Origin of the sequence: Bacillus sp. A1 (genome assembly GCF_042296235.1) — a bacterium.
Taxonomy (GTDB): domain Bacteria; phylum Bacillota; class Bacilli; order Bacillales; family Bacillaceae; genus Bacillus; species Bacillus velezensis.
Window position 1 is genome coordinate 2,106,691 of sequence record NZ_CP141181.1, and the last position, 14,051, is coordinate 2,120,741.

Sequence of the window (14,051 nt, forward strand, 5' to 3'; positions counted from 1 at the left end):
TCATTTCCCCCTTAGTTTTTGCGAGTCAAGCTATCAGATACAATGCGTTCCTGTTCTTTTTTGTGGACTGTCGGATCTCCTTCTGCGGGACTGGATCGTCTTCTTCGGCCGATGTATTGGACATTTACTCCTTTTGGCGCGATTTCCGTCAGATACGGGCTGATATAACTCCATGCCCCCATGTTCTGCGGCTCTTCCTGAACCCAAACGATCTCTTGCAGGTTCGGCAGTTTGGCGAAAAGCTCCTTCGTATCTTTTGCCGGGAACGGATACAGCTGTTCGATTCTGGCAATATGAAGCCAATCCTTATCGCCTTCCATTTTGTTGAAGTGATCGCTGATATCAATTGACACTTTTCCGCTTGATAATACGACGCGAGTCACTTTTTCGTAAGCATGGGAAAGTCCGGACTGCTCATAGACAGGCTTGAATCGGCTTTCGCTCAGTTCCTGCACTTCAGATACCGTATTCGGGTTACGCAGCAGGCTCTTTGGCGTCATGATCACAAGCGGGCGGATTTCCTCACGAAGCAGCATTTTCGCTTGTCTTCTTAAAATGTGGAAATACTGAGCCGCACTTGTCAGGTTGGCCACCGTCCAGTTGTTTTCCGCCGCCAGCTGCAGGAACCGCTCGACGCGGCCGCTGGAGTGTTCAGGGCCCTGCCCTTCGTAACCGTGAGGCAGCAGCATGACCAGGCCTGATTTTTGTCCCCATTTTGCCCGTCCTGCAGATATGAATTGATCAAAATAGACTTGAGCCGCATTGGCAAAGTCCCCGTACTGCGCCTCCCACATCACAAGCGTTTCAGGCGAATACACGTTGTATCCATATTCAAAGCCGAGAACCGATCCTTCAGAGAGCGGGCTGTTATGCACCGTAAATGAAGCAGCGCAGTCGTCTAAGTGATGGAGGGCAACAAATTCTTCTCCTGTTTCGCTGTCATGCAGCACAAGGTTTCTTTGAGCGAACGTTCCGCGCTCTGAATCCTGTCCGGTCAGCCGGATCGGCGTGCCGTCTTTCAAAATGGAAGCAAACGCAAGCGATTCAGCCAATGACCATTCAACTTTACGGTCATCATCAAACGCTTTTGCACGTCTTTCCAGGATTCTTTTCAGCTTGCCGAACACGTTAAAAGATTCCGGCCAGTTGATAAGTTCGCCGTTCAGCTTGCGGAGAACATCAAAATCAATGGCTGTGTCAACGTCTGGAAAACCGTTGGACACCGGTTCCGGCAATTCAATTTCCCGTACGGCGTCTTCTTTTTTGGCGGGCACCTTTTTATAGGCGTCTTCAATACGTTTTGTCACTGCCGTTTCGATGTTTTGCGCTTGTTCCTCGCTGATCAGTCCTTCACTTACGAGTTTTTCCGCAAAGATCCGCTTGACAGTCGGGTGTTTTCTGACGGCGTCATACAGCATCGGCTGTGTCGTTGACGGCTCATCCATTTCATTGTGGCCGTACCGTCTGTACCCGATTAAATCGATTAAGAAATCTTTATTGAACCGCTTCCGGTATTCAACCGCAAATTTAACGGCTGACAGGCATGCTTCCGGATCATCCGCGTTGACGTGAACGATCGGGATTTCGTAGCCCTTCGCCAAATCACTGGCATATTTCGTGGACCGTGATTCATCGCTTTCTGTTGTAAAGCCGATCATATTATTGGCGATGATATGAATGGCCCCGCCGACCTGATAGCCTTTCAGAGAGCTTAAGTTCAGCGTCTCGGCGACAATGCCTTCTCCCGGAAACGCTGCGTCACCGTGAATTAAAATGGCGAGCGATTTTGTTTCGTCTTGAACCGGATACCCCTTTTGCGTTCTTGTTTCCTGTGCCGCCCGCGTGCTTCCTTCCACAATCGGATTGATGAATTCCAAGTGGCTCGGGTTATTTGCAAGCGTAATCCGCGCGCTTTTGGTTTCAGCATCCTGAAGCTGTCTGTCTGCACCGAGGTGATATTTTACATCGCCCGTCCAGCCGTAGCTGATGCCGGTCGATCCTTCAGACGGCACAAGGTCTTTATTCGGCGCGTGCTGGAATTCTGAGAAAATAATCTCATACGGTTTGCCGAGCACATGCGCAAGCACATTTAAACGGCCTCTGTGCGCCATCCCGATATTGACATTGGTTGTGCCCGCTTTCACAGACTGGGCGATAATGTCGTCAAGAACCGGCACAAGCGCGTCTAATCCCTCAATTGAGAAACGCTTCTGACCGACGAATGTCCGGTGTAAAAATTGTTCAAATCCTTCTACTTCCGTCAGTCTTTCTAAAACGGCTGACAGTTTTTCCGGTGAATTTTTCCGGAACAGTTCTCCGGATTCGACCATTTTTGTAATCCATGCGCGCTCTTCGAAATCATGCACATGGTCAAACTCGAAGGAGATGGTTCTTTTATAGGTATTGCGTAAATGCTGGATGGCTTCTAAGCCGTTTGTTATATTGGCAGGTGCGTCTTTACAGATGACAGACACGGGTATTGCTTTCATTTCTTCTTCTGTAAGCCCGTACTCGGATAACGGAAAGAGCTCGCTCTTTTTCGGATCCTTTCTGAGCGGATTGACGGAAGCGTTCAGATGGCCATAGGTTCGAATATCTTCTGCAAGTTTAACTGCTGCTGCGATCTTTTGAATCAGATCTGCGGTGACGCGTCCCTGTTCCTTTGTTCCCGATGCCTCTTTTATTTGGCTTGGCGGAGCGCCGAGTTCGTCAAACATGTCTTTCAGATCCGGATCAATGCTGTCTGGATCTTCAGCATATTGGTCGTACAGCTCCAGTGCGTAGCCGAGGTTCGGTCCGTAAAAATCTTCCCAATTCATTCTTTGTTTCATATTATTTTGAAACATTTGAATATTACCCCCAACCTAGATAATCAAGTGATCAATTCACTATCTTGAAATAACTTTTGAACGCTGTGCCCAAAATTATGTAATAAAAACGCTTCCAAGGATATTTTACCACTGATTGCGTTTGGATTCTACCTTGATTGTTCACAAAATAGTAAAAAAAACAGATCAATACCGAAAAAATTAAATCATTTTAAAATAAAAAGCGAAAAAGCATAGGAAAAAGCCTATCCTATGCTTTTATGAAGCAGTTTTTTCAAGAGCGGATACAGCACATCGGGCAGCTGATCGACATCCGGAACAAAAATACTGTACTTTCCGTACATATCCTGAATGGTTTTCATCTGTGATTCTTCTATTGCAGTATTGGACAGAAAAACATTTATGACTTCTATCCCTTTTTTTCTCGCTTCGATGACAGCCTCGCTCGTATCGACGATGCCGTTTTGTTCGTATCCGAATGCTGCCGGCTCTCCGTCTGAAAACACGATTAAAAATTTTTGCGCCTCACTCCGCCGCATCAGCTGTTTCGTCATTTGTCTGATGGCGTACCCGTCTCTGTTATCTTCTTCAGGCGCAAGCTGCATGATCAGCGGACCCGCCGCCTGCAGCAGCGACTCTTCAAACGGAATGACGGTATTGAAGAAATTCGGCTGGCTCGTTTCGGTCGCTTCGTTCGTATCCTCCCAAAATCCGACGATCTGGTGCGGTACGGACACTGATTTCAAGGCTTCATGAAAAAGAACGATCCCTCTTTTTGTTTCATCCATTTTGTCGAACATGCTGGCCGAACAATCGACAAGCAATGTAAAAACGGCGTCAATGTCTGAAGATGGGTCCTGCTTTTTATAGAAAAGGCGCGGGTTCCGCTCCGTAAAATAACGGATCAGTTTGCGATTCAGCCGGCCTGCGTGAAGGTCGGTCCGCGGGAGCGTTTTTTTGTGCTCAAGTGTTTTTTGTATCATCTGCTTCAGGCGTTTTTGATATGATTCTATCGTTTTTGCCTGTTCTTTATAAGACTGCTCCTCTTCAGGAGACGCTTTATGAGGCGTTTGATAAACCGGGAAGGCAAATTTGTTTTCTTTTCCGTCAGCCAGCCCCGCGCCCTTATGTTCATCCTGAATGGATTCAAGCGCTTCCAGTTTGGAGTAATCCTCTCTTTTCGTCTGACGTGCGGAGCCTTGAACGGAGCCGAGCGCCTGGTCACCGTCATCGCCTTCTCTGGCCGCGTCTTTCCCAAGATCTGATTTCGCGCCGTGCTCAATATCAAATTGAAGGAAACTTTTTGACGGCGCTTCGGTTTCCCGGTGCCACGTATTCATTTTCTCTTCAAGGATTTCTTCATCTCCGTCGGAAGACTCAGGGAGCGTGAGATCGTCACTTAACGAAGGCGCTTTTTTTACGCTTTCGAATAAAGGCTCTTCAGCCGCTTTTTCGTAATCAAGTTCCGGCAGAAAAAAGTACGTGTTCAGCATATCTTTCTCAAGCACTTCATCAAGGCCTTCCATGAGGTCTTCCGTTATTCTTGCGATTTGTTCCGTAGAATCCGCCTCATACACCCGGATGAGCTGACGTTCAATATACGGTATCATCATATCAATATGTTCATGCATGGAAGGAATGCCTTCAAGCGGAGACTCAGCCGTCAGCTTGACAAACATCGCGCAATACAAAGCGTCGGTGAAAATGCTCCGTTCTAAATTCAATGTCAGCTGCGTCGTGAAATATTTCCTGTACATCTCCCTCCGCTTCTGAAAAACACGTTTCGTTCCCGGCCGTTCTTTTTTGATCAGCTCTTCAATTCTGATATCCTCAAGCAGCATAAACAGCTGCTTGGCAAAGCTTTGGCGGGTAAAGTGCCGGTGAACGTCATTTAAAAACCCCGCAAATTCCCGAAATGAGCTGCTGCGTGTTCCGACAGCGCGCAAATAGACATCGCTTTTCAGGCCGGCTTCCATATCCCCGGCTGAGCGGTCTTTCCAAAAGTGGCTCATGTAAATTTTCTTTTCAAAGGGATTGTAGTAAGACTGCACGCCGTATTCCACTTCAACTTCACTGCTTCTGGTCAGTGTTTTGGCCAGATCAGTCAGCATCATGAACAAAAACGAATCAATCGTGCTGTCGTTAAATTTGATAAACTTCATTGTATGTCCCTCATTCGAACAGCGTTTCTGCAATATTTCTGACAGCGGCTTTTTCCCTGTCGTCGTCAAGTTTTTCTACGATGCCTCTTTCAATCGCCCGTTTCGGCGGGATGTACGCAGCCAAGTCGCACGTATCAATGAGAGCCCTGATGGACGCCGCTTCTTCTGACACTTGTCCGTTATGCGCTTGTGCGATTAAATCAGAAGACAGCGTCATAAAGCGTTCAATTAATTTCTCATCTTTTAAGACAGACTGAGAGGTCAGCACCTGTTTCAGGAGGCTTCCTTTAATATACGGAACATCAATGATGACAAAACGGTTTTTAAGGGCTTCGTTCAGCGGAACGGTGCCGACGTAGCCTTCATTAATCGCGGCGATAACACCGAATCCTTCGCTTGCCTTAATCACTTCTCCTGTAAAGGGATTTGTCATCATTTTTCTGTAATCAAGCACGCCGTTTAGAATCGGAAGGGTTTCAGGCTTTGCCATATTGATTTCGTCAATGTATAAAAAATGTCCCTCGTTCATTGCGGTTGTTACAGGTCCGGGAACGAATTCAATTGTCGCCTGTCCCTGTTCATTTTCAATCGTTTTATAGCCGACAAGCGCTTCTGCATCAAGGTCTACGGAGCAGTTGACGCTGTGCATCGGTTTATGAAAATAGTTCGAAAGCGTTTCCGCCAATTTTGTTTTCCCTGAGCCCGTCGGTCCTTTTAATAAGATATTTTTTCCCATTGTCAAAGCGATGACGGCATCGAATACAATCGCTTTATCTTCGGCCTCATAGCCTGATGATCCGATTAAATCCCGGAATTCTTGGGAAACGGGATGATTTTGATAAGCCTGCAGTTTGTTTTGTATATCTTCCGGAAGTGATAGGTGCTGTAATTCTGAAGTCATAGGTGATGTTTCCTTTCCATTTGTATTCCATAACCGAGTATACTAAAAAAGCCCTTGTATACTCAATACAAAAGGGCTCATTCCCTGCGGGCGCTTTTTGTCAGGGGAGCGCAGGCGATTCTGGCTCCGGAATTTCCGCTTGGGTTTGTTAAATAATCGTCCGTATGTTCATGAATGACGAACGCACTTCCGTCCCGGTCGAGCAGGCTGAGTCTGCTCCCTTCTTTTAATGAAGTTTGCGGCGCGTTCATAATGACATCCACTTTACCGTCAGCCCCCACTTCAAGATTGGGGAGATCCCCGGCGTGATGACCCATCGGATTGTTGAAGCCGTGTTCTTTGTTCAAAGGGTTGAACGGTCCCCCGGCTGATTCGAAATCAGGTGCCTGACAAGTCCCTTTTTCATAAATATGAAATCCGAGAGAAGTGCCGGGCGGCAGATGCCCCGCTGATATATGAATGTCTGACCCTTCATCATCAGATTCCCTCACTTCGATATATCCGATCGTTTTTCCGTTTTGATTGATGAGTCCGGCATGCTCACGGTATGCAGATGCTTCCAATGCGCGGCTTTCCTCATGTTTTTTGGGCGGAACGGGAGCGGGTCTCCCCCCGCAGCCGCAAAGCGTAATTGATGCGAGCATGAGAAAAAGCAAGAGACGATGCATGCTTCCTCCCCCTTGTTTTTTTACCCATCAGTCTTGTCAAAACGTGAAAATGGTAAACAAAAAAAAGCCCCGAAAGGCTTTTTTTAAAAATAACTGCGCGCTCCTAAATACGCTTTTTTCCAATACGGATTGCTTAAGTTTGAAACTTCAACCCCGGAGGAGCTTGCGTGAATAAAATCTCCTCCGCCCAAATACATTCCCATATGAGAAGGGCCCGCTTTATATGTCGTAAAGAAGACGAAGTCGCCAGCTGACGGCTGGCTGATATGTTTCATCGTATTCCAATATCCGGCCGTGCTCAGACGGGAAACAGAGCTTACCTTATTTAAAAGGTAATAGATGTAACCGCTGCAATCGAAGCCCGCAGGCGTATTGCCTCCCCAGCGGTAAGGCACGCCGACATGTTTTTTCGCCTCGCCTATCATTCTGTCAATCTTTGACCCTGTCACCGGAGGTTCGGGAGTATTCGGCTTGTTTGGCTTTGCCGGTTTGTTATCCGGCTGCCGCACAGGATCTTCTGTTTTTCCCGTTCCGTTAATCACCAGAACTTGTCCGATTTGAAGCACATCAGTTGTCAATTTATTTTTTTCTCTGATGAGCTGAGCTGTGATGCCGAACCGATTAGCAATTTTCCAGAGGGAATCGCCTGCTTTTACTTTGTAAGTGGATGGCTTCTCAGAAGGGTTTGAATGAGATGGCGGTGTTGTGCCGCTGTTTCCGTTATGTGAAGAACCTTTGATCTTTAACACTTGATTCGGATAAAGCATGTCTGATGTTAATTGATTCAGCTTTTTCAGTTCGGCGATGGTGACGCCGGTTTGATTGGCGATTTTCCACAGCGAGTCACCCGGCTTCACAGTGTAAGCCCCTGATGCGCCTTTATCAGGCTTTGTCTGTCTGCCGCCTCCGTCCGTGCCGCCGGCAGACCCTTTAATTTTCAGTTTCTGGCCGGGATAGATGACATCTGAACTCAAACGGTTCAGGCTTCTCAGCTCAGAAACGCTCATTTTGTATTTTTTTGCGATCACCCATAATGAGTCTCCGTATGTAACTGTGTAAGCACCCGTACTTCGTTTTCCTTTTTGACCCGTTTTATGTGTGCCGCTGCCGTCAGGAATGTGCAGCCGCTGTCCTGGGTGGAGTATCGTTGATTTCAGTTTATTTTCCGCCTGCAGGGCTGAAATACTTGTATGATATTGCCGGGAAAGCTTCCAAAGAGAGTCGCCGCTTTTTACTTGAATGGTTTTTGCTTCAGCTGGATGCACGGCGAAGGTTGAAGTCATTACTGCAGATACAGCCAGACCGGCTGCGATTTTTTTCTTCATATAACGAAAAACCTCCTATTTATCATTGCTGAAAGGGACGTTCCTTTTCTTTGGACGCCGCCTGTTATGCAGGATTCATTCAGAAGTCGACATTAATTCCGATTCATTTGGCCTTAGATCATCACCAATGCCACACATTTTACATAAATTGAGAACATTTCACAAAAGACTTTAGAATCATTTTCATAACATGGCTTTTTTCCGCGACATTCCACCTTTCTTGTCTGTTTTTCATACAATTCTCTTTACGGCGTGAAAAATCCTCCCGAAAAACAATCAAAAAAAGCCCGCTTCCTTTAAAGGAAGCGGGTGACGGCTGTGATTACAGAACCCGGGTCTCGGCAGTTTTCACGTCTTCTGCTATCAATTCCGCTGCACGCTGTGCTCCGCCGGCCGCTTTCAGGGATTCTCCGATTTCAGAAGCTTTTGTCTGATATTCAGGATTTTCGCTCAATTCTTTTATTGCTTCAGTGAGCAGTTCGGCTGTTACATCTTCTTTTTTAAACATCTTGCCCGCGCCCGTGTTTTCCACTTGGCTTCCGACGGCGAACTGATCTGCGCCCATCGGAATGACGATCATCGGGGTTTTGTAGTAAAGCCCTTCGCTCGTACTGTTCATTCCGCCGTGAGTGATAAATAAGTCCGCTCTCTTCAGGATCTCAAGCTGCGGAACATAAGGCTTTACAATGACATTCTCAGGAATTTCATCAAGCTCCGCCGGGTCAAGATGTTTGCCGATTGACATGACGGCTTTTCCGTTAAAGTTTCTGGCCGCTTTTAAGCATTTATTAAACAATTCCTTCTGATTGTTAAAAATCGTGCCCATGGAAATAAACAGGACTTTTTCTCCTTCAAGCTGTTCAAACGGGAAATCTTGAGCCGCCGCCCTTTTGGTTATGGACGGGCCGACAAAGAGATAAGAATCGCCAAACTCTTCTTCTTTCGGCTGAAACGCTCTTGAAGTAAACACGATGGTTTTTCTGCCGTCATTTGAGAAAATATCATACGGCGTTTTAATGTCTGCGCTGAATTCTTCATTGAGCCGGCTGACCGCTTCGGTATAAGCCGGATAATGAGATGATTCCTCTGATACAAGGTTTGTATTTGAAAACACTTCTTTAATAAATGCTTCATTCATTGCAAATGTCGTACAAAGTGAATATGCCGGCAGTTTCAGCTGGTTTCTCACGAGCCTTCCTGCCAGAAAATGATGATCATACAGGATGTAGTCGTAGGATTCATCCTTTACTTCTTCAAGAATACGGAGAGCGGCTTTTTTGGAAGTCTCAATCATTAATAGTAAAAACTCGGTAGCGTCCCGCTGTTCATCACCCGTTGCGTTTTTTCCGAATTCATCTTTTCGGAAATCTTCATATTCACGGAATTCCGCTCCGCTTGACGCGATTTTGTTCTCATATTCCTTCACGCCGTAATATACGACATGTTCCCCTTTTGCCTTCAGTTCTTTTACGACGCCTAAAGACGGATTGATATGGCCTTCTCCCGGAAAGCCGATCATCAATACATTTGCCATCTTTCCACTCCCTATTCTTTTAAATTTTATGTATATTTAAACGATAACATCAATACAGAAAAAGGTAAAGATGTTCACCTTATTAATATTAAATGGGTACAATATTCCCATTTTCTTATTATTTCGTATGAAGCGCCCGCGGCGAAACAAGCGGATACAGTCCGCCGTCTTTAGCAAAGGACATTTTTCCCGTTTCTTCTGAAACAACGAGCACGAGTGCATCAGTCACGGCCGAAAGACCCATCGCGGCCCTGTGGCGCGTCCCGTATTTGAGATCGACATGTTTTGTTGTGAGCGGAAGCACATTGGCTGCTGATACAACCCGGTTTTCTCTGACCAATACGGCTCCGTCGTGAAGCGGATTGCCGGGATAAAAAATACTCTCAATTAAAGCCGCACTGATCTCGGCATGCAGGCTGGTCCCTTTTTGTATTATTCCGTCCAGCGGATCTGCACGTTCAATCACAATCAGCGCTCCGTGTTTTTCTTCCGCCAGATGCTGCACGGCCCTCGCCAGCTCTGTATAGGAAGGCGTAAAATGTTCGATATATGTCTGCAGGTAAAACGACGAAGCGACAGCCTGCATTTCCTGAAACGTATGTCCCAGTTCATCTAATTCGCAAAGAAGGCATTGGTCTTTTTCATCCAATGTCCGCAGTATCATTCCGGCATCCTCCGTAATTTGTTTCAAATACGTTTGAACGGCAGCGGTAAACGCGCTTTCCGTCATTTGAGTGTGGCGCATGTCACATCAGCTCCTTTCCCTTATTTTCTGCATCGCGCGCATGGATATGCGCCGCTGTGTGCACCATAATCATGAAAGGAGGCGCACATCATATGGAATTCGCACGGCTGATGCAATATATCTGCACCTTTTTAGGGGTCATTTCACTTTCATTCATTTATGCCAAGATGTTTAAAAAGCCGAAATCGGACAAAAAAGAGTAGGCCGGCTTTCATTGCTTTTTATACATAAAATGTTATAATTTCTCTCGTTAAAATAAAGAAACGGGGAACCTAACTTGAGAGAAACGAACACGATCGGCCAAAAGGTCAGACAGCTGTTACATATCTTCATTCCGATTTTAATCACACAGGCGGGCCTTTCCCTGATCACCTTTTTGGATACGGTGATGTCAGGGAAAGTGAGCGCTGCCGATTTAGCCGGGGTTGCAATCGGTTCAAGCCTGTGGACGCCGGTTTATACGGGCCTTGCAGGAATATTAATGGCCGTTACGCCCGTTGTTTCGCAGCTGTTTGGAGCCGGCAGACAAAAGGAAGTGCCGTTTTCCGTCATCCAGGCCGTTTATGTAGCGGCCGTTCTCAGTGCGGCGGTTATCCTGATCGGCTTTTTCACCGTTGATATGATCTTGGGACATTTGGGCCTGGAACCTCGTGTCCGGACGATCGCAAAACACTTTTTAGGCTTTTTATCCCTCGGTATTTTTCCTTTGTTTGTGTACACCGTTTTGCGCTCGTTTATTGATGCACTCGGCAAAACGCGAGTCACAATGCTTATTACGCTTTGCTCATTGCCTATTAATTTTGTTTTAAATTATGTATTTATTTTCGGGAAATTCAACATGCCGGCATTGGGCGGAGTCGGTGCGGGGTTCGCTTCCGCCCTGACTTACTGGTGTATTTGCGCCATCAGTTTTTTTATCGTCTGCAGATTTGAGCCGTTTGCCGGGTACTCTGTATTTCGGAAACTGTACCGTTTTTCTCCGTCTGAATGCAGAAAACTTTTGAAAATCGGTTTGCCTATCGGTTTTGCGGTATTTTTTGAAACGAGCATTTTTGCGGCTGTCACACTGCTTATGAGCCATTTTCAGACGGTGACGATTGCAGCCCACCAGGCGGCAATGAATTTTGCCTCCCTCTTGTATATGCTGCCGCTCAGCGTATCCATGGCCATGACCATTTTGGTCGGCTTTGAAGCAGGCGCAAAGCGCTATAGAGATGCCCGCTCATACAGCTATATCGGGATCGTGATGGCGCTTAGTTTTTCTTTATGCACGGCGGCTTTCATTTTACTGTTCAGACCGCAAATCGCCGGAATGTATACATCAGATCCGGCGGTGCTCATGTTGACGCAGCACTTTTTAATCTATGCGCTGTTTTTCCAGCTTTCTGATGCCGTAGCAGCTCCGATACAAGGCGCTCTGAGAGGATATAAGGATGTCAACTATACACTCGGCGCGGCTTTTGTGTCGTATTGGATTATCGGGCTTCCGCTCGGTTACGCAGTCGGCACTTATACGGGCCTCGGGGCATACGGCTACTGGATCGGGTTAATTGCAGGACTTGCCGCAGGAGCTGTCGGTTTATTCTTCAGACTGATGAAACTGCAAAAGCGTTATGTGAAAAAAATGATGATTTTATAAAGGAGGAGCAGCAATGCCAAAACATAAACTGCTGTACGATTATTTAACTGAACGGGCGGAGGACATCAGTCAGACATGGTTTGATACGCTTCATGAAACGGATCCTGATTCTGTTTATGCTTCTACTGACCCGGCTGTACTCACAAATCTGAAAAAACAAAATCTGGCGTTTAATTATCAACTCAATCGGATTTTTTCTGAAGAGAAGGAAGTATATACAGCGGCCTTGGAAAAGTGGGCGTTTAAAGCCGCACGGGATAAAGAACATTTAAAAACTCCCATCCATTATATTATTCGCGAGTTTATCAGAGTTCGTGATTTGTATGTCGGCCATGTCAAGCAGTTTACCAGACTTCATACGGACACCGTGACAGAAGAAGATGCCGAAGATATATTCCATACGCTGATCAAATCGTTTGATGTGGTCATTCATATTTTCATAGAGGAAATGTATAAAAACACAAACATTCAGCTTGAAGCGCAAAAAGAATTGATCACCGAGCTGAGCTCGCCGGTCATTGTGCTTTTTGACAATGTCGGACTGCTGCCGCTGATCGGGGATATTGACACGGCAAGAGCCAAAATGATTTTGGAGAATACGCTGCACTAGTGTTCAGAGAAGCGCATCACTCAGCTGTACATTGATTTATCGGGCGTAGCCATGATTGTTACGATGGTTGCCCAACAGCTTTTCACCTTAATTGAATCACTCGGAATGCTCGGCGTGAAAGCGACATTATCCGGAATCCGTCCTGAAATCGCCCAAACCGCGGTGCAGCTCGGACTGAGTTTTTCAAATTTATCAATACGGTCTTCGCTTGCGGAAGCGATCGCTTCCGATCTGGCACAAAAAAAGGGATAAGGCATTTCAGCCTTATCCCTTTTTTATCAGTCTTTCCACGGATATGTCCAATACACTTCTTCTTCAAACCATGTCTGAAGAACCGGCTCGTTATTTTTTATTTTTTCTTCCAGCTCTCTCAGCATGCCTTCCGTTTGGGTGCGGTGCGCTTTTAAGGCATTCATTTTTATATCGGCAACCTCTTTAATATCAAGAATGACATCAGGCTTGCCGACGGCTTCCTCCCTGTTGCGGGTGATTGCCATGCAAAGTGTGCGCGGGCGGTCCTCTTTTTTCTTTCTGTAAAGCGCTCTGATGACCGCTTCGCCGCATGCATCATGATCCGGATGGACGCCGTGCTCCGGATAGAATGTGACAATCAGACTCGGTTTTACATCGTCGATAATCTCTTCCATCATATCCGCGAGCCACTCGTCATCTTCAAATTCAAGTGTTTTATCACGAAGCCCGAGCATTCTCAGGTCAGTAACGTCCATTGCTTTGCATGCGTCAATCAGCTCTTGCTTTCTTAACAGCGGCAGTGTTTCACGGTTCGCGAAAAAAGGGTCTCCCATGTTTCGGCCCATTTCGCCAAGCGTTGCGCATGCATACGTAACGGGAATATCTTTTTGTCTGTGTAAAGCAATCAGCCCTGCCACTCCGTATGATTCATCATCAGGGTGAGGCAGGATGACGAGTACATGTTCTTTCATGATTTTCACCCTTTTCTTTAAACTGTAAACGGCTTTTCGCTGATTTGAAGCGAAATCGCCAATTTTCCGCCCGGCAGATGCCCTGCCATTAACAGACGGTCTTCGTCATCTACTGTATACTCAGTCAGACCTTCTGCGTAAATCCAGCCCTCTTCTGTTTTCAAACCGACGCGGTACGGGCCGTTTCCTTTGATTTTCGCCTGATGGTACGTCACTTTTGCATTGCGTATATAGGCTACAACCGTCATGTTTTTCTCATTCAGATGCGCTGAATAAGAACCGGTCGTTGTTTCCAAATGGATATATACAGGACGATCGGCATATCGCTCTAAAGAAGTTTGCACATCTTCTTTTATGATCGCTTTCATAGCTGCTCCCCTCTTTCTTCTTTTAAAAATTGCAAACGCTTCGTATGTAGTTCAACCAATTCATATTTCTCAATCGGCCGCAGCCGGGAATCTACAATTCGCTGCACCGCCAGAGCAAACTTTTCCTCGGGTGACTTCCGGAGCCTCGGATGTGTTCTTTGATCAAGCAGTTCAAGATCAATTGCCTTCTCCGCTTCTTCAAGAGTTGAAGCCGGGAGAGTGCGGTTATTCCACAGTGTCTGATAGGCTTTTGCTATGTCTTTATCAGTGCCCATTGTACAGCTCCTTTACATACTCGTAATGATTATACATAATTTAAGCTATCGC

The 14,051-nt window shown here is 46.3% G+C and carries 11 protein-coding genes and 1 pseudogene; 2 read left to right on the plus strand and 10 right to left on the minus strand.

Translation table 11 applies throughout. The annotated features are described in order from the left end of the window. Positions 1 to 11: 11 nt before the first annotated feature. The 7 genes from sucA to cdaS form a co-directional block, all read right to left on the minus strand. Positions 12 to 2,846, minus strand: coding sequence for a 2-oxoglutarate dehydrogenase E1 component (gene sucA, locus U2H13_RS10110; RefSeq protein ID WP_276350887.1), 2,835 nt, complete (start codon positions 2,844 to 2,846; stop codon positions 12 to 14). Positions 2,847 to 3,073: 227 nt separating this feature from the next. After that, positions 3,074 to 4,990 carry a nitric oxide reductase activation protein NorD gene (locus U2H13_RS10115; protein ID WP_017417967.1) on the minus strand — a complete coding sequence of 639 codons (1,917 nt, stop codon included), beginning with the start codon at positions 4,988 to 4,990 and terminating at the stop codon, positions 3,074 to 3,076. Positions 4,991 to 5,000: 10 nt separating this feature from the next. Further along, positions 5,001 to 5,891: a MoxR family ATPase gene (locus U2H13_RS10120; protein ID WP_003153758.1), complete on the minus strand. Its 891-nt coding sequence runs from the start codon at positions 5,889 to 5,891 to the stop codon at positions 5,001 to 5,003. Between the two features lie 77 nt (positions 5,892 to 5,968). Next, positions 5,969 to 6,559 (minus strand): superoxide dismutase family protein, encoded by a 591-nt coding sequence (locus U2H13_RS10125; RefSeq protein WP_029974251.1) that lies wholly within the window; start codon positions 6,557 to 6,559, stop codon positions 5,969 to 5,971. 83 nt (positions 6,560 to 6,642) lie between these two features. After that, entirely contained in the window at positions 6,643 to 7,884 is a 1,242-nt protein-coding gene (locus U2H13_RS10130) for a LysM peptidoglycan-binding domain-containing protein (RefSeq protein WP_021493913.1), read from the minus strand. 322 nt (positions 7,885 to 8,206) lie between these two features. Continuing rightward, positions 8,207 to 9,418 carry a macrolide family glycosyltransferase gene (locus U2H13_RS10135; RefSeq protein ID WP_014418124.1) on the minus strand — a complete coding sequence of 404 codons (1,212 nt, stop codon included), beginning with the start codon at positions 9,416 to 9,418 and terminating at the stop codon, positions 8,207 to 8,209. A gap of 118 nt (positions 9,419 to 9,536) precedes the next feature. Then, complete coding sequence (gene cdaS, locus U2H13_RS10140) at positions 9,537 to 10,163, minus strand: sporulation-specific diadenylate cyclase CdaS (protein ID WP_014418125.1); 627 nt, start codon at positions 10,161 to 10,163, stop codon at positions 9,537 to 9,539. A gap of 277 nt (positions 10,164 to 10,440) precedes the next feature. Between cdaS and U2H13_RS10145 the strand changes: the two genes are divergently transcribed. Next, positions 10,441 to 11,802: an MATE family efflux transporter gene (locus tag U2H13_RS10145; protein WP_021493914.1), complete on the plus strand. Its 1,362-nt coding sequence runs from the start codon at positions 10,441 to 10,443 to the stop codon at positions 11,800 to 11,802. Between the two features lie 13 nt (positions 11,803 to 11,815). Next, positions 11,816 to 12,664, plus strand: a pseudogene (locus U2H13_RS10150) (STAS domain-containing protein). A gap of 26 nt (positions 12,665 to 12,690) precedes the next feature. On the opposite strand, the gene bshB2 reads toward U2H13_RS10150, so the two are convergent. The 3 genes from bshB2 to U2H13_RS10165 are packed head-to-tail and all read right to left on the minus strand — an operon-like array spanning position 12,691 to position 13,999. Further along, positions 12,691 to 13,356, minus strand: coding sequence for a bacillithiol biosynthesis deacetylase BshB2 (gene bshB2, locus U2H13_RS10155; protein ID WP_007407961.1), 666 nt, complete (start codon positions 13,354 to 13,356; stop codon positions 12,691 to 12,693). A gap of 17 nt (positions 13,357 to 13,373) precedes the next feature. Continuing rightward, a complete protein-coding gene (locus tag U2H13_RS10160) occupies positions 13,374 to 13,724 on the minus strand; it encodes a YojF family protein (RefSeq protein ID WP_007611980.1) in 351 nt (116 codons plus the stop codon). Next, positions 13,721 to 13,999, minus strand: coding sequence for a hypothetical protein (locus U2H13_RS10165; RefSeq protein ID WP_017417975.1), 279 nt, complete (start codon positions 13,997 to 13,999; stop codon positions 13,721 to 13,723). The genes U2H13_RS10160 and U2H13_RS10165 overlap by 4 nt, the downstream gene beginning before the upstream one ends. Positions 14,000 to 14,051: the final 52 nt, after the last annotated feature.